General features: G+C 33.2%; 24 protein-coding genes. 12 read left to right on the forward strand and 12 right to left on the reverse strand.

Annotation, left to right across the window (positions count from 1 at the left end):
- Positions 1-271: 271 nt before the first annotated feature.
- Both D9V42_RS10860 and D9V42_RS10865 read right to left on the reverse strand, forming a co-directional pair.
- Positions 272-631 carry a DoxX family protein gene (locus tag D9V42_RS10860; RefSeq protein WP_029378475.1) on the reverse strand — a complete coding sequence of 120 codons (360 nt, stop codon included), beginning with the start codon at positions 629-631 and terminating at the stop codon, positions 272-274.
- Between the two features lie 14 nt (positions 632-645).
- Entirely contained in the window at positions 646-1698 is a 1053-nt protein-coding gene (locus D9V42_RS10865) for an LLM class flavin-dependent oxidoreductase (RefSeq protein ID WP_107531119.1), read from the reverse strand.
- Positions 1699-2178: 480 nt separating this feature from the next.
- Here D9V42_RS10865 and D9V42_RS10870 point away from each other — a divergent pair, with 480 nt between their 5' ends.
- Entirely contained in the window at positions 2179-2922 is a 744-nt protein-coding gene (locus D9V42_RS10870) for a CHAP domain-containing protein (RefSeq protein ID WP_107556150.1), read from the forward strand.
- An 831-nt stretch (positions 2923-3753) separates the two neighbouring features.
- On the opposite strand, the gene nhaC is transcribed toward D9V42_RS10870, so the two are convergent.
- Entirely contained in the window at positions 3754-5151 is a 1398-nt protein-coding gene (gene nhaC, locus D9V42_RS10875; RefSeq protein WP_107556149.1) for a Na+/H+ antiporter NhaC, read from the reverse strand.
- Between the two features lie 27 nt (positions 5152-5178).
- Positions 5179-6249, reverse strand: a complete 1071-nt coding sequence (locus tag D9V42_RS10880) for an NAD/NADP-dependent octopine/nopaline dehydrogenase family protein (RefSeq protein ID WP_122064926.1) — start codon at positions 6247-6249, stop codon at positions 5179-5181.
- Between the two features lie 267 nt (positions 6250-6516).
- On the opposite strand from D9V42_RS10880, the gene D9V42_RS10885 reads away from it, so the two are divergent.
- The 5 genes from D9V42_RS10885 (at position 6517) to D9V42_RS10905 (ending at position 9912) form a co-directional block, all read left to right on the forward strand.
- The gene (locus tag D9V42_RS10885; RefSeq protein WP_107556147.1) at positions 6517-6888 is read left to right on the forward strand and encodes a DUF4870 domain-containing protein; all 372 of its coding nucleotides are present in this window, start codon (positions 6517-6519) and stop codon (positions 6886-6888) included.
- Between the two features lie 323 nt (positions 6889-7211).
- Positions 7212-7673, forward strand: coding sequence for a CHAP domain-containing protein (locus tag D9V42_RS10890; RefSeq protein ID WP_017722871.1), 462 nt, complete (start codon positions 7212-7214; stop codon positions 7671-7673).
- Between the two features lie 540 nt (positions 7674-8213).
- Complete coding sequence (locus D9V42_RS10895) at positions 8214-8534, forward strand: DMT family transporter (RefSeq protein ID WP_122064928.1); 321 nt, start codon at positions 8214-8216, stop codon at positions 8532-8534.
- Entirely contained in the window at positions 8534-8848 is a 315-nt protein-coding gene (locus D9V42_RS10900; RefSeq protein ID WP_107531126.1) for a DMT family transporter, read from the forward strand. The genes D9V42_RS10895 and D9V42_RS10900 overlap by 1 nt, the downstream gene beginning before the upstream one ends.
- Positions 8849-8955: 107 nt before the next feature.
- On the forward strand, positions 8956-9912 hold the full coding sequence (locus tag D9V42_RS10905) for a 2-hydroxyacid dehydrogenase family protein (RefSeq protein WP_122064930.1): 957 nt from the start codon (positions 8956-8958) through the stop codon (positions 9910-9912).
- 106 nt (positions 9913-10018) lie between these two features.
- On the opposite strand, the gene D9V42_RS10910 is transcribed toward D9V42_RS10905, so the two are convergent.
- From D9V42_RS10910 to D9V42_RS10940, 7 genes are all read right to left on the reverse strand, one after another.
- A complete protein-coding gene (locus D9V42_RS10910; protein ID WP_122064932.1) occupies positions 10019-11143 on the reverse strand; it encodes an FAD-dependent monooxygenase in 1125 nt (374 codons plus the stop codon).
- Between the two features lie 46 nt (positions 11144-11189).
- A complete protein-coding gene (locus D9V42_RS10915; protein WP_122064934.1) occupies positions 11190-11981 on the reverse strand; it encodes an N-acetylglucosaminidase in 792 nt (263 codons plus the stop codon).
- A 27-nt stretch (positions 11982-12008) separates the two neighbouring features.
- The gene (locus D9V42_RS10920; protein ID WP_017722865.1) at positions 12009-12242 is read right to left on the reverse strand and encodes a hypothetical protein; all 234 of its coding nucleotides are present in this window, start codon (positions 12240-12242) and stop codon (positions 12009-12011) included.
- 310 nt (positions 12243-12552) lie between these two features.
- On the reverse strand, positions 12553-13020 hold the full coding sequence (locus D9V42_RS10925; RefSeq protein WP_017722864.1) for a helical membrane plugin domain-containing protein: 468 nt from the start codon (positions 13018-13020) through the stop codon (positions 12553-12555).
- A complete protein-coding gene (gene fdhF, locus D9V42_RS10930) occupies positions 13020-15974 on the reverse strand; it encodes a formate dehydrogenase subunit alpha (protein WP_122064936.1) in 2955 nt (984 codons plus the stop codon). Before fdhF ends, D9V42_RS10925 begins: the two co-directional genes overlap by 1 nt.
- A 286-nt stretch (positions 15975-16260) precedes the next feature.
- Positions 16261-17223, reverse strand: coding sequence for an LCP family glycopolymer transferase (locus D9V42_RS10935; protein WP_267920815.1), 963 nt, complete (start codon positions 17221-17223; stop codon positions 16261-16263).
- 125 nt (positions 17224-17348) lie between these two features.
- The gene (locus D9V42_RS10940; RefSeq protein WP_107531132.1) at positions 17349-18140 is read right to left on the reverse strand and encodes an inositol monophosphatase family protein; all 792 of its coding nucleotides are present in this window, start codon (positions 18138-18140) and stop codon (positions 17349-17351) included.
- A gap of 454 nt (positions 18141-18594) precedes the next feature.
- On the opposite strand from D9V42_RS10940, the gene D9V42_RS10945 reads away from it, so the two are divergent.
- From D9V42_RS10945 to D9V42_RS10970, 6 genes are all read left to right on the forward strand, one after another.
- A complete protein-coding gene (locus tag D9V42_RS10945) occupies positions 18595-19287 on the forward strand; it encodes a helix-turn-helix transcriptional regulator (RefSeq protein WP_107531133.1) in 693 nt (230 codons plus the stop codon).
- 196 nt (positions 19288-19483) lie between these two features.
- Positions 19484-19813: a hypothetical protein gene (locus tag D9V42_RS10950; RefSeq protein WP_107531134.1), complete on the forward strand. Its 330-nt coding sequence runs from the start codon at positions 19484-19486 to the stop codon at positions 19811-19813.
- Positions 19814-19911: 98 nt separating this feature from the next.
- Positions 19912-20970 (forward strand): MupG family TIM beta-alpha barrel fold protein, encoded by a 1059-nt coding sequence (locus D9V42_RS10955; protein WP_107554841.1) that lies wholly within the window; start codon positions 19912-19914, stop codon positions 20968-20970.
- Positions 20967-21854 (forward strand): N-acetylmuramic acid 6-phosphate etherase, encoded by an 888-nt coding sequence (gene murQ, locus D9V42_RS10960; protein WP_107531136.1) that lies wholly within the window; start codon positions 20967-20969, stop codon positions 21852-21854. Before D9V42_RS10955 ends, murQ begins: the two co-directional genes overlap by 4 nt.
- Before the next feature lie 72 nt (positions 21855-21926).
- Positions 21927-23366 (forward strand): PTS transporter subunit EIIC, encoded by a 1440-nt coding sequence (locus D9V42_RS10965; RefSeq protein ID WP_122064940.1) that lies wholly within the window; start codon positions 21927-21929, stop codon positions 23364-23366.
- Between the two features lie 2 nt (positions 23367-23368).
- Positions 23369-24244: a MurR/RpiR family transcriptional regulator gene (locus D9V42_RS10970; protein WP_107531138.1), complete on the forward strand. Its 876-nt coding sequence runs from the start codon at positions 23369-23371 to the stop codon at positions 24242-24244.
- Between the two features lie 218 nt (positions 24245-24462).
- Here D9V42_RS10970 and D9V42_RS10975 read toward each other — a convergent pair whose 3' ends face one another.
- A complete protein-coding gene (locus D9V42_RS10975) occupies positions 24463-25890 on the reverse strand; it encodes an alkaline phosphatase (RefSeq protein WP_122064942.1) in 1428 nt (475 codons plus the stop codon).
- Between the last annotated feature and the right edge of the window lie 709 nt (positions 25891-26599).

Below are 26599 nucleotides of genomic sequence, written 5' to 3' on the forward strand. Positions count from 1 at the left end.
TTGTAAAATGCAAAACAACATTTCCTCTTAACTTTTCTAAATTATTATCAATATAACAATAAACGAATATTGAGGCATGCAACTTCAAAATTCATAATTTTTACTAGCATGTCATCCAAAATAACATATAAATATAATAAAACAGTTTATGAATCCTGCTTTTTAAAATAATAAAAGCCGAAACATTCTTAAATGTCCCGGCGCTTGTCATTTATACAGTGACACTTTCAAAGTGACACGCTTTATTTATTAATCTATTTAAATGAATGACTTACTTTTTTTTACAATCAATTGTATCAAGGAAGCTTAACGCTGCTAAACCTGATAAATCTAAAGCGTGTTTAGCCCCTGCTTTACCATGACCAGCTTCAAAATGTTTATAAGCAGCTACACCTAAAACTGAAATTGTTAATAGTGAAGCAACACGAGAAAGTCTTTTACTAGCAAAACTTAATACGAAGAATACTGCACTTAATGCTTCTACTGCACCAGCTAAAGGTACTGCATTTGAAGGTAAATTAAATACCTCTACAAATGTATCTTTCATTGATTGGTCACCTTTAAGTTTAGGTTTTGCTGCACCATATAATTCTTTAGCTAATTTTAAATTTGTTAAATAACGTAATATCATTACAAAATCTCCTTTTATTTGTTTTCAAAATATTTATCTACAATAGGTTTTACCCGCTCTGCCAACAATTTAATTGTGTTAATTGTATTTTCATGTGGCATTGATCCAACAGGGGTATGCAACATAAAGCGAGTAATACCCAAAGCTTCAATCGTTTCAATTATTTTTTGAGCAACCGTTTCAGGGCTACCTACGTATAGTGCGCCATTAGGTCCGGCTTCTCGCTCAAAACTATTCTCATCATACATTGGCCATCCACGTTCTTTTGCCAATATATCATGATTTGCCTTAACCGATGGAAAGAACGCTCGCTTTGCCTGTTCATCAGTTTCAGCAATGTATCCCCAAGAATGTGTAGCTATTGGTAGTTCATTTACATTATGCCCATAAGATTCAGCAATAGATTTATACATATCTATATTTCTTCTAAACCTTTTTGGATCGCCACCTATTATAGCATAAGTTATCGGTAATCCTAACGCTCCTGCTTTTAAAGAAGATTCAGGTGTACCTCCAGTAGCAATAGTAATAGGTAGTGAACCTCTTTCTGTTCTTGGATAAACACCTAAATTATGAATTGATGGTCTCATATGACCTTCCCAATTTACAACTTCTTTCTTATTAATTTGCATTAATAACTCAATCTTTTCATTGAAAAGTTCCTCATAATTTTTCAAATCATAACCAAATAGTGGAAATGATTCAATAAACGACCCTCTACCTACCATAATTTCTGCACGCCCATTCGAAACTGCATCTAATGTAGAAAATCTTTCATATACACGTACAGGATCGTCAGAAGAGAGTACAGTTACTGCGCTACTAAGTTTAATATGCTCAGTATTCCTTGCTGCAGCTGCTAACACAGTGACTGGATCTGATACGGCATAATCAGGTCTATGGTGTTCCCCTAGACCATAAATATCAAGTCCATATTGATCTGCTATTTCAATTTCTTCTATTATATTACGAATTCTCTGTGCATTACTTATAGCAGGTTGATAACCATCTTCCATATATATATCACTATTATCAGCAAAAGATGTCAAACCCAATTCAATTTTCATTTATTCACCTCACTAAATAAGTATAATTTTTATACTACTATATTAATATCTTCTTTATAAGGTGTCAATATCGTTGCTTGAATAGTAAATAAAATATTAATTTGCTTAATTTAAATAAGATAATTCACTACAATTTGTAAGAGTAATTATTTATATTTTAAATATCAAATACCCCTGTTTTTTAGAGTTTCAAATTTTCTGTTATTTTACATCGTTGTAATAAAGTGTAGTGCAATGTTACACCGACCAAAACGAAAACGCTATAACAACGCCTTTAAAACGCGCAACACTTATATTTCTTTTATTACATAAACCGATATATTATTAGAACTAAATTACAAAATGATAACAACCCACACAAACGTAAGTTTTTCTGATAAAGTATTGCTTGTCGTTAAAACAGCGAATTAAAAAATTATAAAAATTGTCGTTTAGAGACTGGGATATATTTATTTACAATTCTTAGGAGGATATTTAACAATGAAAAAAATCGCTACAGCTACAATCGCTACTGCAGGAATCGCTACTTTTGGTTTAGCTCAACACGAAGCAGACGCAGCAGAAAACAATAATGGTGGGTATAATCCAAATGACCCTACTTCATATAGCTATTCTTATACAATAGATCAACAAGGTAATTACAACTACACTTGGCAAGGTAACTGGAACCCAAGTCAAGCAGACCAAGGTCACTCAAACAGTGGTTATAGCTACAATAACTACAATAACAATAGTTCATATGCTACAAGCAACACGAACTCGACTCAATCATATACAGCAAACAACCAAGGTACTGGTGGAAGTGGCGCAGTTTCACACTCAACTTCAAACAGCAATGTTAAAGTTAGTACAACTAGTGCACCATCAAGTTCTTCAAACTCAATTTCAAGTACTTCAGGTTCTTCAAACAACTTATACACTGCTGGACAATGTACATACTATGTATACGACAAAGTTGGCGGTAAAATCGGTTCTACTTGGGGTAATGCTAACAACTGGGCTAGCGCAGCAGCAGCTTCAGGTTACACAGTAAACAACAACCCTTCACAAGGTTCAATCTTACAATCTTCAACTGGTGCTATGGGACATGTTGCATACGTTGAAAATGTTAACAGCGACGGTTCAATCAACGTTTCTGAAATGAACTACGGCCAAGGTGCTGGTGTTGTAACTTCACGTACTATCTCTGCAAGCGAAGCTTCAGGTTACAATTACATTCACTAATTAGTGATATAAAAAAGACCAAATGCTATTATTAGCATTTGGTCTTTTTTTATATTAACAATTAAGATAGTAACGGCACATACTGATTATTGATAATAATATCCACTTAGCAATTATTTAACCAATATCTTACTGTATTTATATTTATGACTTCCTCATTCAAACTTACCTATTAAGTAAAAGCATGATTTAATCTATGCTGCCGTGATAGAAAGTTATTACTTAAGTGATACACTTAAATGTCATATTGTATTTTCCATAACAACTAAAATCATTCGCTACATTAATCAATCGATTTTGTCATGTAATATCGCTACAATATACAAAACAAAACCGATTGCACAATAGATAACGGAAGTATATTTAACAATTTTTACCTATATTGAAATATTGATGAGTTGCAATGTCTAATAGTAATATCGCTACAATTATTACTATGTATAACAAAACTCCACCTCATTCATAGTTATATATATCCTATTTATATTTTTTTAAACTTCTAATCTGAAATTTATAAAAGAATATTAGTTAAAAGTGCTATCTTATTAGTATAGTGAAATAGCATTTAATTAGTAATGAACTATGCAGCGTAAAGAAAGCGCGAGTATAAGGTAGCGAAACAGAAATACAATTTATTTTAAAAATTTCGTTGTTCTAACTCAACAAAAATCACTAAGGTCGCAATTGCTAAAAAATCGCCTGAGCTTGATGCACATGCATTTATATTATTTAAGCTGGGACAATTAAAAATTTGCCCCAGCCTCTCTAACATGCTGCAATTCAATATTAAACATTCTAACCATCTTGATTTAGAATATGTTGTAAAATGCTTCATTCTGTAGTTTTTACTTTTTTAATACCGATACCGCTAAAACCATAAAATAGTGCAAAAACAATACATAAATAGCATGGAACTGTCCATATAAAGAATTGATCTACAGTTACGCCTAACTGTTGTGTATAATAAATGCCTGATGTCCCCCAAGGAATTAATGGAATGATCATAGTACCAGAATCTTCAAGTGTTCTAGATAAGTTAGTTCGATCTAGTCCCATTTTATTATACATTTCCATCAATAATACACCCACCATAATAATTACGACGGAAGCTACGCCTGCTGCAAGTACCATCATAATACCACCAAGTACTGTAGCTAATATTAACTGACCGACAGAATTGATGTTTTTAGAAATTTTATTAAGTATGACATCTAAGCAACCAGATTTTTCAACAATACCAGCAAAAGCATAACCACAAAAAATGGTGACGACAATTTCAGTCATGCTCATCATACCACCCTGTTCAATCAGGCCAATCGCTCTATCAGTTAATGCTCCATTACTTGATGACACCATCCCTTTATTGAATCCGTCAAATGTCGCTTTGAATCCATCAACCACGTTAAACCCATTATTGAATACACCAACAATAATGGCACTTAAACTCGAAATAAGCATTGCTGGTACTGTTGATATTTTTATCAATAAACATATGATAATAATGATTAATGGCAACCAAACGAAAATATTAATATTATAAATTTGGGATAGTTCATTAAGTAACGCATTAACATTTGATGTATTCGTATTACCACCAAATTGTCTTCCAGCAATATACCAAACTATAAGTCCGATAATCGAAGCAGGAACCGTCGTCCATATCATTGCTCGAATATGCGAAAATATATTCACTTTTGTAACTAATGCTGCTAAATTAGTTGTATCAGACAACGGCGACATTTTATCTCCAAATACTGCCCCTGCAATAATTGCGCCTGCAGCCATACCTGCTGGAATATGTAATTGTGTAGCAATAGCCATTAATGCAATACCTGCTGTAGATGCTGACCCCCATGCTGTACCAGTTGCTACAGAAGTAATAGCACAAATAATAAACGCTGATACTAAAAATAAATTAGGATTTAAAAATTCTAAGCCATAGTAAATTAATGCAGGAACTGTTCCTGAAAACATCCATGTTCCAACGATAATACCTACTGATAAAATAATGAAAATGGCTGGCATCGCTGTTGCCAAACGATACGTTATACCTTCCTCTAAGTCTTGCCACTTTAAACCTACTCGTCTTGCTATCAAAGCTGCGTATGCAGAAGATAGAATCAACAATGCTTGTATCGGAATTTCAAAAACAACAAAACCAGTAATTACGATTACAATCATTACTAATATGGTTGAGATTGCCTCTAAAAATGTTGGTTGTCTTTTCATACGCATCCCCCTCATCAATTACTTTAATTAATCAAGTCCTAACTTATCTTTCCCTAATTCGTCTATCGTCAGTCCTTCTTCAAAGAAATCACGCTCTAGAATAGTTGAAGCAATTACTATGATTGCATCAATATTAGGTGTTGGAACGTCAATCTCACGTCCAAGACTAGACCACAATACGAGGCCATAGGCAATATCTTCTGTTAGATAACGATTTTTGACATGATTTGGTCCCTTAATTTGTGAAAATACTGGACTTGTATTAAACAATCTATTTAATGGTTCATCTTCATCCTGTCTTTCTAAATAACCTCGTTCAATACGTGCTTCCTTTGCCGAAGATAACTCAAACCCTAATTTACGACCTAATGTAAGACGTTCTAATTCAACCGCATGTAGCAACCTAACTGTATGCTTCGTAATGCCCTCTTCATATAACGCGAATTCATCTGAATAATCTATGCGACCTACGTTTAATAATGTTGGACCTGGATGAACTTCAGGGTTACCATTTTCTAAATTAGTTTTCCATAAGCTTTCTTCTTTTACAATATATGGATATAGCTTTTCAATTTTATCGAAACAATCACTTAAATAATCTTTATCATAAGTTGAAAAATGCACTTTTCTTACATTCAATGATAGCTCTACACGAGCTGCTTCAAAATTCACTCGAGTACCGTATGTTAGTGTATTGACTTCTGCGAAATGAGGCATGACATCAATGTGCATATCCTCTAAAACATTCATAAACCTTATTGAACCCATAGCTGCTGCAATATTAAAGAAAATCAATTGGTCTTTTTTCACAAAAGGAGCCATAGTATGTGCATAATGTTCAATAAATGATGATGGTATAATGACTTGAATGACTTCTGCATCACTCATTACATATTCCATGTCATCACTAATGTCTGTAAATGCTACAAAGCTTTCTTCACCTTCATTATTAAAAGTAAATCCACCTTGTTCTAATGCTTTATCAAATTTATTAATAGATTGATTTCGACAATATAACTTCACTTCATGTCCTTTATTAATCATATCTAATGCTGCTGTTACCGCTCCATTCCCTGAGCCTACGATAGCAATTTTCATAATCAACCTTCTTTCCAAATTTATTATGTACGATATTAAATCATTACTTTGAACTATAGCCTAATAAGAAATTAAATAAACACTGGTTTACAACTTAAGTTTATGGTTATAACATAAGTAAGTACCTATAGTGATATTGCTATATTTTAACAACTAACGTTATATCAAAATAGGTATATTTTAAAAGTTTTTGAATTATTTTAATTACATACTAAAGTCCACTTAGATTTGATATGATTATATTAAAGCAAAGGAGGTTTGTTACTTATGACAACACAGTTTGAAGAACAATATTCAAACACATATGGGAATCAAGAGCCAGATGCAGATGCTAGATTAATGGCAACCCTTATCTATGTATTAAGTTTCTTTACATCTTTAATTGCACCATTAATTATTTGGCTAATCAAACGGGATGAATCGCCGTTTGTAGATAGAGCCGGCAAGAATTATTTGAACTTTTTACTTTCATACTTAATTTGGGTAACAGTGGCTACAATCGCTATATTTATTATTATAGGAATTATCATTCTTCCTATACTTGTACTTTTAAATTTCATTTTCACAATTGTGGCAGCTGTAAAAGCATATAATGGTGAAGATTATTTACCACCTTTATCCATTAGATTCTTCAAATAATTTGAATCACAATTTTGTGACTTTTTACAATGAATGTAACAATAAAGTCGGAGTGTACTTTAAATTAATAACAAAAACCTTATAATATCACCGTTTGTGAAATATTACGGCTCGATACGATTTTGTAACCTTACATCTCGTTTATTACAACGATATGTGAGGTTTTTTTAATTGTTTTACAAAAGCGTAACATTCCACACAAAGCTTGATTCATCTGTTAGAGTATTACTTGTCGTTGAAAGCAAAGCGAAAAATAAAATTTAAAGATAAGCATTTAAGCTAAAATATAAACTTTTTAAAATCTCTGGGAGGATTTATTAATTATGAAAAAATTAGTTACAGCAACAACATTAACAGCAGGTATTGGCGCAGCAATCGTAGGATTAGATCACGGAAGCGAAGCTGATGCAGCTGAACAAACACAACAAACAAATGAAACTACACAATCAAATCATTCAAGCGCTAACTTATATACAGCAGGACAATGTACTTGGTATGTATTTGACAAAGTAGGTGGAGGCATTGGTTCTACTTGGGGAAATGCTAATAACTGGGCTTCTGCTGCTTCTTCTGCAGGTTATGCAGTAGATAACAATCCAGAAGCTGGTTCAATCTTACAATCAGGTTCAGGCCCAATGGGTCACGTGGCTTACGTTGAAAGTGTGGGTAGTGACGGTTCTGTTACAGTATCAGAAATGAACTATAATGGTGGACCTTATTCAGTAAGTGAACGTACAATTTCAGCTGGTGAAGCAAGCTCTTATAACTATATCCACGTAAACTAATCTATAGTTACAAATTAATAAATATGGTTATTTACTATAATTAATTTTAATTCAACTTATTTATAGAAAATACCCTATTGAGTCCGGAACATAAACATATGTTCCGGACTTTTTTTTAAAGAACTACTTTTTTCATTCATGAAAATTAGTAGTTCTTACACATGAGCCTTAAGCTCAGGTGGTCCTTTTATTGAGCTAGTGACTCTTACACATGAGCCTTAGCTCAGGCGGTCCTTTTATGGAGTTAGTAGTTCTTACACATGAGCATTAAGCTCAGGTGGTCCTTTTATGAAAATCATCAGTGTTTTAAACATTAACTTTAATTCTATGCTTATTAAATTATTTCAACCTCATAAACCATATTATCCCTTCATTAAATATCCAAATTTGATTTTTCCCCTACCACTTATTTCTGCTCATTTTCATTTCATATTATAATTAATCACAAATCACTATAACTTTTGTACAATTGATAACATTGAATTCTTATATATTATTTGAGAAAATAGAATAGTTTAGTGAAAAAAGGAGGCACAATTTATGCAGTGGTTTAAAGTTATCTTAGCCGGACTAATTGAAATATTATGGGTAACAGGACTAAATGCTGCTGATTCTTTACTTAGTTGGACTGGTACAATCATCGTGATTATAATTAGTTTCTTCTTAGTTATTTCCGCTTGTAAATACCTTCCTGTTGGGACAGTTTATGCTGTCTTTGTCGGTATTGGCGCAGTTGGAACTGTAGCAGTAGATATGATCTTTTTGGGTGACCCGTTTAACTTTTTAAAAATCGGATTAATCATTTTGTTAGTTATTGGTATTATTGGATTAAAATTATCAACTGAGGAGACTGAAAGCTGATGGCTTGGTTTATATTATTTATCGCAGGACTATTAGAAGTCATCGGCGTCGTTATTTTAAATGAAATTGCACGAACTAAAAAGAAATGGCTAGTCGTACTTTTAGCTGTCGCTTTTATCTGTAGTTTTAGCACGCTTAAAGTAGCAATGAATGATATACCAATGGGAACTGCTTACGCCATTTGGAGTGGTATTGGTACTGGAGGCGGCACTTTAGTTGGTATGCTCATCTATAATGAATCTAAAAGTATAAAGCGCATTTTCTTTATCGGCCTCATTATCTTATCCATTGTTGGATTAAAATTAATAAACTAAATTTTAAAAAATGTAAAACGTTTTCATATTTTTCTATATAATCATTACTTTTATTTGTTTGACTCAATGAAATTTACTATACTTTGATATAAAGGAAGTGATTATACATGGTAAAAGTTTATATAGCAGGTCCAATTCCAGAGGTAGGACTCAATTTATTAAAAGATCAAGGTTTTGAAGTTGATATGTATGAAGGCAAAGGCATTATTGATAAAGAAACACTAAAAGAAGGTGTAAAAGATGCCGATGCATTAATTAGTCTACTTTCAACAAATGTAGATAAAGATGTGATTGATGCAGCAAGTAATTTAAAAATAATTGCAAATTACGGTGCAGGTTTTAATAATATAGATGGCGATTATGCACGTCAACTCAATATAGATGTTACCAATACACCTAAAGCATCAACTAACTCAACCGCCGAATTAACTTTTGGCCTTGTACTCTCTGCTGCAAGACGCATTGTAGAAGGTGATAAACTATGCCGTACAACTGGTTTTGATGGATGGGCACCATTATTCTTCCGTGGTAGAGAAGTTTCCGGTAAGACTATTGGTATCATTGGTCTTGGAGAAATAGGTAGTGCAGTGGCTAGACGTGCCAAAGCATTTGATATGAATGTACTTTATACAGGCCCTAATCAAAAAGTTGATAGAGAACGTGAAATTGGTGCCAAATATGTAGATTTAGAAACATTATTAAAAAATGCAGATTTCGTAACAATAAATGCTGCATATAATCCAGACATGCATCATCAGATTGATACTGAGCAATTCGAAATAATGAAACCAACAAGTTACCTTATCAATGCATCAAGAGGCCCTATCGTACATGAACAAGCCTTAGTACAAGCTTTACAAGATAAAGAAATTGAAGGCGCAGCATTAGACGTTTTTGAATTCGAACCAGAGATCAATGATGAACTTAAAAAATTGGACAATGTTGTGCTTACACCGCACATTGGTAATGCAACATTTGAATCTCGAGATATGATGTCTAAGATTGTTGCAAATGATACAGTTAGTAAATTGACTAATCATGAGCCTAAATACGTAGTTAATTAAAGTTTTATATCTTTATGCTATTAATTATGAACAACAAATAAAGAACCTAGAAACACGTTTTACAATTTAAACGTATTTCTAGGTTCTTATTATTTATTTCAATATTTTATTTACTTTTCGATTTGTATAAGAATTTTGTTTCTCTAGATATCAATTGATTTGGTGTTAATTTAGCGATTTTATTTCTTAAAGCAATCAATATTCTATTACTTAGTTGTGCTACCTTACCTATTTTTCTAGACTTTTTGATTACTTTCTTTGTATGTTTAACGCGTAACTTATCATATCTTTGAATTGCTTCTTCAAAGGGATAGGCCTGCAAACAATTTGCAAGTACAATAGCATCTTCCATCGCTTGTCCTGCACCTTGTCCCATGTTTGGAGTAGTTGCATGCGCTGCATCACCTAAGAGTATCACACGTTGATATACGAATGCTTTCAATGGTTGTAAATCATACATATCGTGTAATAAGATTTCCGTTTCACTTTGTTTGTCTAAAATCTGCCTAACTTCATTGGGAAAATGATTAAATCTAGCTTGTAAGTGAGGCTTACCATAAGATTTCAACGTAGCGTCTTGCGCTTTAGCATTAATTGAAATAAACCAATAGGCTTTATTATTCAATAGCGGAACAATGCCCACTCTTCCTTTAGATGACCAATATTCTTTAGCAACGTTGTCCGGTTTAATATTTACGTCCTCTACTAAGCCTCTAAATACCGTATAGCCTTGATACAATGTTTCACTATTAGGCACTACCGTATTACGAACATGAGAGTGTAAACCATCTGCACCAATACATAAATCAAATGCTTCTGATTGTTGTTCTGAGAAATGCAATTTAACTTTCAAGGCACCACTATCCACGTGTGTTACTTTATGATTTGTAAATATGATAGAGTCAGGTACATACGATTTAATAACATCTAATAATCCTTGTCTTGTCATAGTTAAATTCACAGTATTCTTTTTAAGTTTTGCTTTGCTTAACACGTTTCCTTTGTCGTCCAAAACTTCCATTACATCTATAATTTGCCCAATATTTTTAATACCTTTAGCTAAATCATGTTTGCCTAATTTATCGATGACATTACCGCCGATACCTATACCAGCTCCAACTTCAGCTATTTCACTGTTTTTCTCAAACACCTTTATTTCATGTCCTTGTTCCTTTAATAAAGCTGCTGCGGTTAAACCACCAATGCCTGCTCCAACTATAGCTATTTTCATTTTTCAAACCACTCCATATTTCCCTAGTCTTCTCTATTGTTATTGTTTATAAATAGTAATCTTTTTTTACATGATCTTTTTTTACATGATCTTTTTTTATACCTAAATCATCATAGTAACGTTGCATAAACGTTGCGATGTTTTCATCCCATTCAATATCACTGGCATATTGATGTTCTCCTGGGGATTCTGGATTCCAACGCATTTGATATAACGAAAGTTGCTTATTTTCAAAATAATTATTTCTTACAAATTTAGCGCCACCCATAATTGCTTTTTCAGGTGAGGTCCACTGCTGTTTCTTTGCAAAACTACTACCCGTATGAACAGCATCTTCATCAAATGCGCCAATGCCATAAAAGTTATAGTAGTGCTCTCCATCATCTTCAATGCCTTTAGCTAAATCTGACTGGCCATTACCCGTTTCTACAAGCGCATGACTTACTAAATATAGTACGTTCACTTCATATTCATCTTGTGCTTTTAAAAAAGCCTTACCTTTATTTTTTAAAATGCCCTTATCTTTTAAAATATTGTTTAATTCCTTTTCAGACATTGGCACTTTTTCAGAAATATCCATATGGTTCAAATTATCTTTATCATTATTAACATCCATTGCTTGCTTTACATCATTTTTTGAAGCTACAACAAATTGACCATCTTTTTCAGTCATATTTAATGTGCCTGCGCCAACTTGCTTATCAACCGCTTCATCAAAAGTGTGCGTCTTACGATTATCAAATAAATCTGTTTCATTAATAATCAATAAAACAATAAATATTAATACAATTAGCCCCACCAAAATCAACGGTAATTTACGCTTTAGATTTTCATTCATTATGTGAAATAACCCCTTATCCTACACTTATTTTGTTAATGTAACATAAGCAAATACAATAGCAATTAAAACAATTATAAAGGAAACATTAATTACTATTCTCATACCTTTTCTATCTCTAAATAACGTGTTAAATATAGTTAAGCTAATGACTAGAGATAATACAAACATCGTCATCGCCATTAAAATATTAAAAGTTAATAAAAATACAATTCCAATAACTAGAAATATATTTGACATTATAGCTGAGATTTTTATCATCTTCGGATTGATACGTCTTCCACTCCTTGCCTTAAATAATAAGTTAAAATAAAACACTAATAATAGAAATTGTATCACATTTAATCATCTTTCAATATGTCATTTTAAAAACAATAACAGTAAGGTAATCCAAAGAAATTCAAATTCCACCATGGGTTTTAGTACATTTCTAGCAGATTGTTTACTTTTAAGTAACTAAATATGTATCAATTGGTGTAGATTAATTCCACCTATAAACACAGTAGAGGCTAGGACAATAATAACTATCCTAGCCTCGCTTATTTTTTAAAATTTTATAATTACAAACTATCTATTCTCTAGACATACCTCTTAGCATATTCAGCATGTAGGTTAAACTACGATTCATTTCATCATCTTTCAATATACCCATTAAACCAGTAATAGATGTTTTTTGATTAGGGTTTGCTTTATTGGCAACACTCAAACCTTTGTTTACTTTATTAAGCATTGTCGATAAGTCATTTACATCTAAGTCACCAAGTAAGAATACAAGTGAAGCCATATTTGAAATTAATCCTGTATACTGTTCTTTGTTGAGTTCGACTGCAAATTTATTAGCAATGACGCCCCTACTTTTCACGGCACCGGATAATGCATCTAATAATTTAGCATCATCTAATGTGCTGATAATATTTATTGCTTTTAAAATACTGTCTTTATTAGCAACAATTGCATCTGTCACTTCCGCCAAACTATCTTGTTTCAGTTCTTCTTCGGACTTTTGCATACGTTTAATATTCGTTATTCTTTCAGCCATTATTTATCCACCTGACTTCCTGGGAATGTATAATCCTCACGTTTCCATTTGTCTTGAACTCGAACACTATATTGTGGTTGACGTTGTTTATTGACACGGAAGTTCGTAGGATTCAGTGGCGATTTACCCCTACGCGTTTTAACTTCCATACGACAACTTGTGCGTTTGTATGATGGTGTATCTGTGTCTTTATCAACATCACTATTAGTTAATAAGTTGATTGCACCTTTATCACCATGAACCATTGCATTATTATTTAAAGGAATATAAATCTCTTTACCTTTTACTCTATCTGTTACGTGAGCAATTAATTCTGCTTCGCCAGTTTCAGAAATCAATTTAATTTCTGCGCCTTCATGAATATCTCTTTCTTTAGCAAGTTCAGGAGATATTTCTACGAAAGCATGTGGCATTTTATATTCCAATCCTGGTACTTTATAAGTCATATTACCTTCATGGAAATGTTCTAATAAACGTCCGTTATTAACATGTAAGTCATACGTTTCGTTCACTTTAAAGAAGTTATCAAACGTTAATGGATAGAAATTAGCCTTACCATCTTCAAAATTAAATCCATTAAGATATAACGTTGGTTCGTCTGTACCATCTTCAGCAACTGGCCATTGCAAACTATTATACCCTTCAAGTCTGTCGTAACTTACACCTGAATAAAGTGGTGTAACTCTAGCAATTTCATCCATGATTTCACTTGGATGTGTGTAGCCCCAATCATATCCTAATGATTTGGCTACTGCTTGGATAATTTCCCAGTCAGGTTTAGAATCGCCTTTAGGATCTAAAGCTTGATATAAACGTTGGATACGACGCTCTGTATTGGTAAATGTTCCAGTTTTTTCAAGTGAAGGACTTGCTGGTAACACAACATCTGCAAACGTTGCTGTGAACGTAAAGAATTCATCTTGTACTACTAAGAATCCAACTTTCTCTAATGCTGCTTGTACATAGTTGATATTAGAATCGACAATTCCCGTATCTTCACCATATAGGTATAAGGAATCGATTTCACCTTCGTGTATGCCTTCCATCATTTGATGATTATCTTTACCAACTTTGCTTGGTAATGCTTCGCCATATTCACGTTCGAATTTAGCTCTAATTTCCTCGTCTACAACTTTTTGGTAGCCTGGGAATTGATCAGGCATACTACCCATATCACTACATCCTTGAACATTATTATGTCCACGTAAAGGATAAGCACCTGTGCCTGGTTTTCTATAGTTACCTGTTGCTAACAATAAATTAGAAATTGCAGTTGATGTATCACTACCTATATCTTGTTGTGTAACCCCCATCGCCCATGCAATAGATACTGACTTAGCATCTACTACTTGTTGTGCGAAATCGATTAATGCTTCTTTAGAAATACCTGTAGTTTCTTCTGCAAATTCCATAGTGTATGGTGCTAACGAATTATAATAATCCTCAAAATGGTTTACCCATTCATCAATAAATGACTTATCATGCAATTCATTATCAATAATATATTTTGTTACAGCGGATAACCACACTAAATCTGTCCCTGGTTTTGGTTGATAGAAATTGTCGGCACGCTCTGCCATTTCATGTTTACGTATATCAAAAACATTTAAAGTATTGTTATATAATTTATGTCCTCGTTTAATACGAGATGCAATTACCGGATGTGCTTCTGCTGTATTTGTACCTATCAATACAACCATATCTGCAATCTCAAGATCATCTATTGAACCTGAGTCACCGCCATGCCCTACAGTTCTAAATAATCCTTTAGTCGCTGGCGCCTGGCAATAACGTGAGCAATTATCTACATTATTTGTACCAATAACTTGTCTAGCGAGTTTTTGCATGAGATAAGATTCTTCATTTGTAGCTTTAGAAGAAGAAATAAATGCTAAACCATCAGAGCCGTGCGAAGCTTTCACCTTGTTAAAGTTATCCGCAACAACTTTCAATGCCTCTTCCCATTCAACCTCTTCAAACTGCCCATTTTTACGTACTAAAGGCTTCGTTAAACGTTCATCTGAATCAACATAATCCCAACCAAATTTCCCTTTAACACAAGAAGAAATTTTATTTGCTGGTGATTCGTGTTGTGGCTGAACCTTTAACACTTCTCTATCTTTCGTCCACACATCGAAAGAACATCCTACACCACAGTATGTACATACTGTCTTAGTTTTTTCGATACGTTCTTCGCGCATAGCCGCTTCTGAGTCTGAAACAGCAAACAATGGACCATAACCTGGCTCTGCTTTTTTAGTTAAATCAATCATCGCTGCAAGTGAACCTGGCTCTAAATCTGTCATGTAACCTGCGTTACCTTCCATATTCACTTCCATCATTGCATTACACGGACATACCGTTGCACATTGTCCACAACCTACACATGATGAATCATTTATCGTTGTATCATTGTCCCAAATTACTCGTGGCTGTTGACGTTCCCAATCAATTGTAAGTGTTTCGTTAACTTGAACGTCTTGGCAAACTTCAACACAGCGACCACATAAAATACATTGATTTGGGTCATAACGGTAGAATGGACCGTAATCTTTTTCATAAGGTTTTTCCTTATATTCATAAGTTTGATGTTCTAATCCCCATTGGTCCATTGTATTGTGAATTTCGCAATCACCATTGTTATAATCACACACAGTACAATAAAGCATATGCTTTTCTAGAATTCTATCTAGTGCTTCTTTTTGACTTGTTTGTACTTTGTCGTTTTGCGTATTAACAATCATTGGTCTATCTATTGTCGTGCTACATGCTCGTTGCATTTTACCATCAATTTCCACAGTACATGTATCACAAGTTTGGATAGGACCTAACGATTCGTTATAGCATATAGACGGAACAAAAGTATCTTGAGATTTAATAAACTGAAGTAAATTTGTTCCGGGTTCTACAAGATAGTCTTTACCGTCTAAAGAGACAATTAAATGTTCTTGCATAATCTTCACCCCTATTATTATTTATTCTGCCCATGTAAAAACTTCATAAGATGTTGGTTAACATTCCATCTAAAAAGCCCCACACTTTTTTAAGATAATGTTACTTACATTGTATATGTATTTACATTAAATGTTAAGGTATTCTATTATATTCCACTGTTTTTTATTCTTTATTTAGTATATAGTGCAAAATTAAACATATAGAAAACGAAACTACGACCATTACAATAGCCAAATAAAAAAAGCTATATATTTACATGATAGTGTAAACATATAGCTTTATAAATTATATACCTAGATTATCTTTAATTGTTGATTCTATTTCACTTATTGAACTTTCACTTGGTTCGAAGTAATAAAGTCCATCATCTTGTATGCCACCTTGACCTTCTAATTGGTGTCTATTGACATTGTCATTAGCATCTTTATAATTACTTCTAACTTTATTTAATTGTCCAACTGTTAGATCTGTCTTAACGTTGTCCTCGACGTGATTCATCAATGAATTGAAGTGTGTAACTGAACTTACACTTGTTAATTTGTTTGCAAGACCTTGTATCACTAATTGTTGTCGTTCTTGACGTCCAAAGTCTCCGCCTGCGCCATCTTCTTTACGACTTCTAATAAATGCCATGGCTTCTTTGCCGTCCATTTTTGTGTTTTCACCTTGGTTAAACTGATAGCCATCATAAGAAAATGTAGCGTTACTTGTTACTGAGATACCGCCAACCGTATCAATCATATCTTTCATACCATCCATATCTATCGTTGCGTAATGATCAATTGGTACATTTAATAGTTTTTCAACTGATTTTACTGCCATATCTGGGCCGCCATAAGCATAGGCGTGGTTAATTTTTTCAGTAGTTCCTTTACCTACGATATCAGCTTGTGTGTCTCTAGGGATACTTACAATTTCAGTTGTTTTCTTTTGTGGGTTTATCGATAGTACCATCACCGTATCACTACGTTGTCCGCCTCCAGCTGCATCTCTTTTAGCATCTGAGTCTACACCAAACAACGCTATAGTAAATGGATCACCATTATCTAAATTCACATTTTTATCTCTTAATGCGGATTTATCTCTATCTAATGGGTTGTGTATTGACCCACCGACAGAAAATATTTTAAAACCTAGGTAAATCACTGCTAGCAAAGCAAATAAAACTAATATCCCAAAAAACCATAAAAATATTTTAGCAGGTAAGCCCATTTTCCTATTCTTCTCAGAACGATTCACTCTTATCATACTCCATTTCCGTATTCAATTTTCTACTCTATTTAATAATACATTATATAGTATTACTTTTAAGATGACATAGTTCTTAAGACCTATTATTTATTAAATAAAATATTAATATAGTAAATCAATTTTTATTTCTTATATCCATTTCCGGAATTCAAAATTGCTAATACTTTTTCATGGCATGCTGGATTACTAATTATAAAAGGGCCTGCCTTAGAAAAATCCAACTCAGTATTATCCAATGTTGTCATTTTCAAGCCAAGTTCACTTGCAAATAAAAATTGTGCTGCAATATCCCATGGTTTAGGATTTGTATTTATATGAGCACCAAATTGTCCTTTAATAACACGTATTGAATCTAACCCACATGAACCAATACAACGATAGCCAAATGACGCATCCTGTAAACCATGAATTGTTTCATCATTAATCACTAATGAATTAAATGAAATAATCGCCTCTTGTAAATCTATAGGTTCTGGTTTTACAAGTTGCTCTCCATTTACATAAGCACCGTATCCTTTAATTGCTTTATATAGTTTTCTATGTGGATAATCGTAGATATAAGACAAAACAGGCTCTCCATCAACAAAATAACCTAAGATAATACAATAATCCTCTTGTTGTTTAACTAAATTTGTCGTACCGTCTATAGGATCCATTACCCAAACGTGCCCTTGTTTGGCATTGATATCAATATTAGACTTTTCTTCAGCAAATAGTTGGTGATTTGAAAAGTTTTCAGCTAAAAATTGTTCAAAGTTTTGTTGAATTGATTGATCAACATTTGTCACCAAATCAAATCTATTCTGTTTCGTGCTCGTTACCATTTCTTGTATGAGGCTAGGAATAATCTCGTCCAAAGTTTCTAACCAAGTTATTACTGACTCATCTATGTAATTTAATTGTGTTTTTTCCATATGTAGTACACCTCTTTTAAATAGTATATTAAGAAAATAATCGCTATGTATAATTTGTTATATTCTATCATAGAATTATCAAAGAAATATATGATAGAAACTAACATTGAAAACGCCTATATATAAATGTGAAGCTTTTAAAGCCCCATCCATAACATAAATAAAACCGACTAGCGATGCTAGTCGGTTAAATAGAAAGGAAAGTAAGTAATAAATATTGAAGATGTTTTATTAGTAACTCGTACGAATAGATATTAACAAAACTATTATGTAATAGCCTACCCCTTTGTCATCTACTCGCTATCCCCTTGTTACTAAATTCATATTAACATAATCCTCTTAATAATGTAAGCGTTTTCTTTAATTTTTTTAAAATTTATTTTCTAAATGTCGTCATTGTCACTTTTATGCTATAATAAATGTAATATGTAATCATTCGGGAGGTGACTTTCTAATGAATAAACGCGAAAGACAAAATAAACTTGTTCTAGCCATTCAAGAGAATAAACAGATTACAGCATCAGAATTAGCTACAAATTTAAATGTGTCAAAGCGTACTATTTTAAGAGATATTCAAGATTTAGAAGATCAAGGTGTTAAAATACTAGCAAAACATGGCAAACTTGGTGGTTATCAACTGCAAGAAACGCCAAATAGTTATGAAATTGAGCTGACCGAGAATCAATTATCCGCTTTATTCTTGGTACTCAATGAAAGTCAATCATATACAACGCTTCCATACAGAGAAGAAATTAATGCTATTATTAAAAAATGTCTCAACTTACCCTATACTAAAATGAGACGAACGCTAAAAAAACTAGATCGTTATATTAAATTTGACAAACAACAACACACAAACTTGCCCCCCATCTTTTCTGATGTACTCATTTATAGTACCGAAAGAAACGTAATGGCGATGGAATTTTACAACAACAATCAAGTTGTAACAGAAAATGTCATTTTTATTGGCCTTTTATGTGATGAAGGATTATGGAAAGCAATTATCTTTGAAATTGGACTCGGTAAAACAAATGAAATTCCGATTATTGATATTCATGATATTTCGTATTCATTTGAAAAAACAATTAAGACACAAGATATAAATATAAATAACTATCAGCAATTTTTAAAACCAACTGAGTCCTAATGTGCCAGTTGGTTTTTTTATTATTTTCTGTTTTGTTCCAAGTTTAATTTGCCATTAAGTTAATTAAACTTGAAACTAAGCTAATATAACACCTCTACTACATTCCACTTAATAATGTCTATTTATTTTAAACATTTATCTACACTTTAAAATCTATCTAATATTAAAATCATAAATTACGAAAGGATGTCTTTTTATGTATCACCTAGAATTACACAACTTAGAACAACGTATAATGAAATTATTAAATTTAATCGAATTATACAAATATGGCATTATGACCAATCATAGAGACAAATTAAAATTTCAGCAAGACTTACATATATACATAGAACACGACTACAACGATTTTATTCAAAACAATTTACAACACCATTCCCTTTTTCATTATAACTATTTCAACTTTCTATCCAATCAAATAGAAGATCCAATGGATGAGTTCACAATTGGCAATACGCTTAAACATATTGAAATTATTCAAGGACAATTACTCAAAATACTAAAATCACTCTCCTTTATTTTGTAATAAAATTTCACTTTAAGGTTTTATTGAAAATGAAATTGTAATAGTTTTTCATGTATTGTACAATGAAAACGATTACAGTAATTAAGGAGTGATAACTGATGCATGGCTTTTCCGTTTATCTCGGCCACCCCATCGATAAGTCGTATATACGACGCATGGTCGATTTAGGGTACAAAACGATTTTTACTTCAGTTCAAATACCTGAAGATAATGATGACACTAAATATCGCTATTTGGGAGAACTTTTAGATTTTTTATCAAACGACCAGCTGAACTATATGATTGATATCAATCCTTCATTGCTGGATCATCATTTTTATGACTTTTTAAAGCAATATGACTCTGCTCAATTTATTATTCGAATTGATCACAGTACTTCCATTGACACTGTTAATGAAATTATAAGTAATGATTTTCAATGTTGTTTAAACGCTAGTATTATTTCAGATCATTTACTACAACATTTATATCAACACTTAAATCATTTTAATTACTTATGTTATTGCCATAACTATTATCCTAGGCCTGACACAGGATTAGAAGCGCAATTTGTTAAATCACAAAACGACTTGATTTTAGCGTATAATCCTCAGGCTAATATTTATGGATTTATTGCAGGAACTACACTTCGCGGGCCACTTTTCAAAGGCTTACCAACAATAGAAACCACAAGATATTTGCATACAATTGAGAGCGCCCAATTGCTTCAAGACTTAAATACACAATATATTATGATTGGTGACCCGTATTTAAACTGTCATCGTGCGCAACAACTTATTTCATTTTTAAAGCAGAGACATTTTAAATTATCTATAACATTATTTGATACACCGGCGGAAGAAATTTTACTAAAACCTCACACAGTTCGTCCTGACAATCCCGGTAATTTAATCAGATCTCAAGAAGCACGCCATTACTGTAAAGATGACATCCAGCCATCATTAATAAACGAAAGGACACGCGGTTCAATAACTTTAGACAATAAACACAACGGACGTTATCAAGGTGAATTACAAATCATTAAGAAAGTATTACCACCTCATAAAAATGTCAATGTTGTAGCGCAAGTTGATAACGACGACATACCCATTATCAACTGTATGCGACCTAATGATTCATTTGAATTCACTATAAATGCTAAGGAGTTGAAATCATGAATAAATCAATAACTGAATCAAGAAATGAAGCAACCATGCATTTAGATGAAATGACTATTCAACAAGCTTTAGAAACAATGAATGCAGAAGACCAAAAGGTACCAGAGCAAATAAAAGTCATCTTGCCTGATTTAACAAAAGTAATTGAAATTACCACACAACAGTTTAAACAAGGTGGCCGTATTATCTATATGGGAGCAGGTACAAGTGGTCGGTTAGGCGTACTTGATGCCGCTGAATGCGTACCGACATTTAATACGAATACAAATGAGGTCATTGGTTTAATCGCTGGTGGACAACGCGCGATGACTGTGGCAGTTGAAGGTGCAGAAGATGATGAAAGCCTCGCACAGGAAGATTTAAAACACATCCACCTGTCTGAAAAAGATGTTGTTATTGGTATTGCTGCAAGCGGTAGTACCCCTTATGTCAAAGGAGGACTAAAATTTGCAAACAAAGTTGGTGCATTTACCGTAGCAATTTCTTGTAATGTAGACACTCAAATTAGCAAATTAGCCCAATACCCTATTGAAGTTAATGTTGGACCAGAAGTATTAACTGGTTCTACTAGATTAAAATCAGGAACTGCACAAAAATTAATACTGAATATGATATCTACTATCACAATGGTTGGTGTTGGTAAAGTGTACGACAACCTTATGGTTGATGTTAAAGCAACAAATCAAAAATTAATTGATCGTTCTATTCGTATTATTCAAGATATTTGCGATACCACATACGACCAATCTCAAATATTATATGAAGACGCAGACCAAAATTTAAAAGTTGCTGTTGTCATGCACCTATGCGATATATCCAAATCGGAAGCTTCAAAACGTTTACAACAAAACGACAATATTATCAAACAAGCCATTAAAAACTAATTATTTTTAAATACAACTGTCGCTTATTTACAAATTTCATAAATCTTTAATGACAGAAAAGGAGGTCATTTTATGACAAAAGAGCAAATACTTGCCGAAAATATCATAGACGCTGTAGGCGGACTTGATAATATGGATAACGTTATTAATTGTATGACTCGAGTTAGAATAAAAGTACTCACTGAAGATAAGGTTGACTATGAGAAACTGAAAGCAATTAAAGGCGTGATGGGTGTCGTAAAAGACGATCGCGTACAGGTTGTTGTCGGACCAGGAACGGTGAATAAAGTTGCTACTCGTATATCCGACTTAAGCGGTGTACGTTTAGGTGAAACTATTCCTCATAACACTAAAAATTACCGTGCTGATGCTGAAGCAAAAGCTAAAGAAAATAAAACTTCTATTCAAAGTAAACAGCAACGGGGTAAATTTAATAAATTACTAAAAACAATTGCTAACATCTTTATACCACTTATTCCGGCATTTATCGGGGCAGGTTTAATTGGTGGTATCGCAGCTGTATTAAGTAACCTATTAGCGGCTGGTCAGATTTCTGGCGAATGGGTAACACAACTTGTCACAGTTTTTAATGTTATTAAAGATGGTATGCTAGCGTATTTGGCAATCTTTACTGGTATCAATGCAGCTAAAGAATTTGGCGCTACACCAGGTTTAGGTGGTGTTATTGGTGGTACAACATTATTAACGGGTTTAACTGATGAAAATATGATTACCAACATTTTCACAGGCGAACCGTTACAAGCTGGTCAAGGTGGTATAATTGGCGTGATTTTTGCAGTATGGCTCCTTAGTATCGTTGAGAAACGATTACATAAAATTGTTCCAAACGCCATAGATATTATCGTTACGCCAACAATTACTCTGTTTATTATAGGGCTTCTAACAATCTTTATTTTTATGCCTTTAGCTGGCTTCGTTTCAGATGGACTTGTCTCAGTCATCAATGCAATTATCGACATTGGTGGTGTCTTTAGTGGGTTTATTATTGGTGCCTTTTTCCTACCATTAGTTATGTTAGGCTTGCATCATATGTTCACACCTATTCACATTGAGATGATCAATCAAACTGGTGCAACTTATTTATTACCAATTGCGGCTATGGCTGGTGCTGGACAGGTAGGAGCTGCTTTAGCATTATGGGTAAGATGTAGTAAAAATACAACGTTAAGAGATACACTTAAAGGTGCCCTGCCGGTTGGATTTTTAGGAATTGGTGAGCCGCTTATATACGGTGTTACCTTACCTTTAGGTAAACCATTTATTACGGCTTGTATTGGTGGTGGTATCGGTGGCGCTGTCATTGGAGGCATAGGCCATATTGGTGCAACCGCAATTGGCCCTAGTGGCATATCATTATTACCATTGATTTCGGACCACATGTACTTAGGCTATATAGCCGGATTACTCGCAGCATATGCCGGTGGTTTCTTATTCACTTATTTCTTTGGCACGACAAAGGCTATGCGAGAAACTGATACTCTAGGTGATTAACTATGACCAACGTATTATATAAAATTGATCGACAATACCCAGAATTAACTAAAAGTGAGAAAAAAATTGCTGATTATATCTTAAATACACCACACAAGATTATCAATATGTCAATTCAAGATTTATCTAATGAAATAGATACAAGTACCGCTTCTATTGTTAGATTTAGTAAGAAAATGACTGAAAAAGGGTTTCAAGAACTTAAAATAGCCATATCTCGCTATTTACCCGAAGAAACATTAAACAATAATCATCTTGAATTAATGGATAATGAATCTGTAGATGTATTGAAGTCTAAAATGTTGTCACGTGTTACAAACACGATGAGCTTCGTCTCAAACCATATTGAGAATGAAAATATAGATATGATATGCGCAAAGATGCAAAGCGCTCGCACAATTTTTCTATTTGGTTACGGGGCTTCACTTGTTATTGTTACAGACCTATTTCAAAAGTTATCTAGAATTGGATTAAATGTAAGACTTTTGCAAGAAACACATTTGTTCATGTCTACACTTGCTACACATGATGAACGTGATTGTATTATATTTGTGACAAATCAAGGTAGCCATAGTGAATTGCAGTCTATGGCAAAAGTTGCCACAGATTATCAAATTCCTATAATAACTATTTCCAGTTCAAACGATAATCCTATTGCAAAAATATCAGATTATACACTGATATATGGTCAAACTGATGAAAATGAATTACGTATGGCTGCAACAACCTCTCTATTTGCCCAATTGTTCACAGTCGATATTTTATATTACCGTTACATCGCATTAAATTACGATAAATCATTAGACGCTATTACTCAATCTAAAATGGCTTTAGATAATTATCGAAAACATTTATCAAATATACATTTCAAACATTAACATAAAACCAACCTAGCAACTGTTTCTTTACGTTGAGTAGGTTGGTTTTATCTTTTTATAATCCTTGTATGAATCAAACATTTTAGTTCATATCATTTTTCCCCATCAAATAAAGAAAGAAGCGAGAGATAAACCAATGTTTTATGTGGTTTATCAATCTCGCTTCTTTCTTATTTATCATTTTCTCAATGTTTTTATATTAATTTCATTTGATTCAATTAGTTTTGTTCATTTTTGAAGAAATCAAAGATATTGTTCGCATTATCTGTGTTATCGATATTTCCTCTAAACTGCTCACTGCCAGGTCCATATGCATATGTGTTTACATCTTCTCCAGTATGACCATATGTTGTCCAACCAGTGTGAGATTTATCATTAATTGGTTTTTGTACTGCATCTTGTACTTTTTGCATTTGTTCTTTATATTCATCCGATTCTTTATCTAATTTATTAAGTTTTGTTGCTTCATCTTTAATTTTATCAATTTGTGATTGCTCAACTTCAAAACCATAGCCATCTTGAATTACTTTTTGTGGATCTTTGCCTTCAGCAATTTCTTTAGTCATATGCATACCTGAATGTTTCATAGAATGAATTGCTTCTGGATTCCACACATAATCTTTGCCTTTAGCAATAGACAAACCACCAGTTGAATGGTCTGCTGTTGCAACAACCAATGTATCAGGATTTGATTTTGCATAATTTGTCGCAAATTCAAAGGTTTTTTCGAAACCATTCATTTCAGACATGACACCGGTTATATCATTTGGATGACCAGCTTTATCTATAGATGCACCTTCTACCATTAAGAAGAAACCTTTATCATTTTCTTGTAATTTATTTACTGCTGTATCTGCCATATCTAGAAGTTTAGGGCTTTTATCTGGTGCGTCAATTTGCAATGGCATATCATTGTCAGCAAACAGCCCTAAGATTTTTTTGTTCGTAGACTGTTTCATATCTGTTTTATTATCAACAACATCATAGCCATCTTTTTTAAACTTATCTACTAAATTACCATTTTCTTTACCAAAATATTCTGCCCCGCCACCAAGTAAGACGTCTACTTTATGCTCACTATTAATTTTATCGTTATAGAATTGTTTAGCAATTTCATCTTTTTTGTCTCGACTATCAACATGCGCTGCGTATGCAGCTGGCGTTGCATCGGTTAATTCTGCAGTAGAAACTAATCCAGTTGATTTACCATTCTCTTTTGCTTGCTCTAACACAGTTTTCACTTTTTTCTTATTATCATCTAAACCAATTGCTCCATTATAAGTTTTATGACCAGAACTAAACGCTGTTGCACCAGCCGCAGAATCAGTTACATTTTCTTTTGGGTCACTTGGATTTGTACGTTGATTACCTGCTAGATAATTATCAAAAGCAGTCTTTTCCATTTCTTTTGTCTCTGGATTATCAGCAAAATAACGATAAGCAGAATTATATGAAGGGCCCATACCGTCCCCAACTAAAAATATTACATTCTTTGGATTTTTTGTATTACCCATATATGAAACTTCATTTTCCTTTGATGTATGTCCTCCACCCGAGGCATACGTTGACTGCGCACTCCCCAACACAGAACCCATAACGATTGCACTTGCCACAGAAACAGTTGCGAATTTATTAAAAATTTTCATAAAGTAATAACTCCTTTAAATATGTATTATCGACCTACACTTTAAGTGTAGTGCACAAATTTTGAGTGATTATTTTAATACAGTAAATTTTATGTAAATTAAAAATAAAGTTAGGTCTACATTGCGCTAAAAACTTTCATTCTGCTAACAAGTCAAATTGGCAGCAAAACAGAAACCCCACACTTGCTAAACAACTTCGTTGTATTAATGTTTTCTCAACAAGGAGACTAAATGACTATAAATAGATAAGGAGTGAGACTGAAATCTAATTTAATTAAAAAGATTTCACCGTCTCCCCCCATTAAGATGACTATATTTGATAAAAAATAAAAGGTCTACCTGAGCTAACGCTCATGCATAAGTCCCACTAACTCAATAGCAGAACACCTGAGTCACTACTCATGTGTAAGAACTACTAACTCATTACATTGAGAAGTGGTTCTTTAGAGAAGTGGAATTAATGATTACCTGAGCTAACGCTCATGCATAAGTCCCACTAACTCAATAGCAGTACACCTGAGTCATTACTCATGTGTAAGAACCACTAACTCTTTACATTGAGAAGTGGTTCTTTAAAGTGGGATTAATGATTACCTGAGCTAACGCTCATGCATAAGTCCCACTAATTCAATAACAGAACACCTGAGTCACTACTCATGTGTAAGAACCACTAACTCTTTACATTGAGAAGTGGTTCTTTAAAGTGGGA

It is taken from the genome of Staphylococcus pseudoxylosus (assembly GCF_003697915.1).
Lineage (GTDB): Bacteria > Bacillota > Bacilli > Staphylococcales > Staphylococcaceae > Staphylococcus > Staphylococcus pseudoxylosus.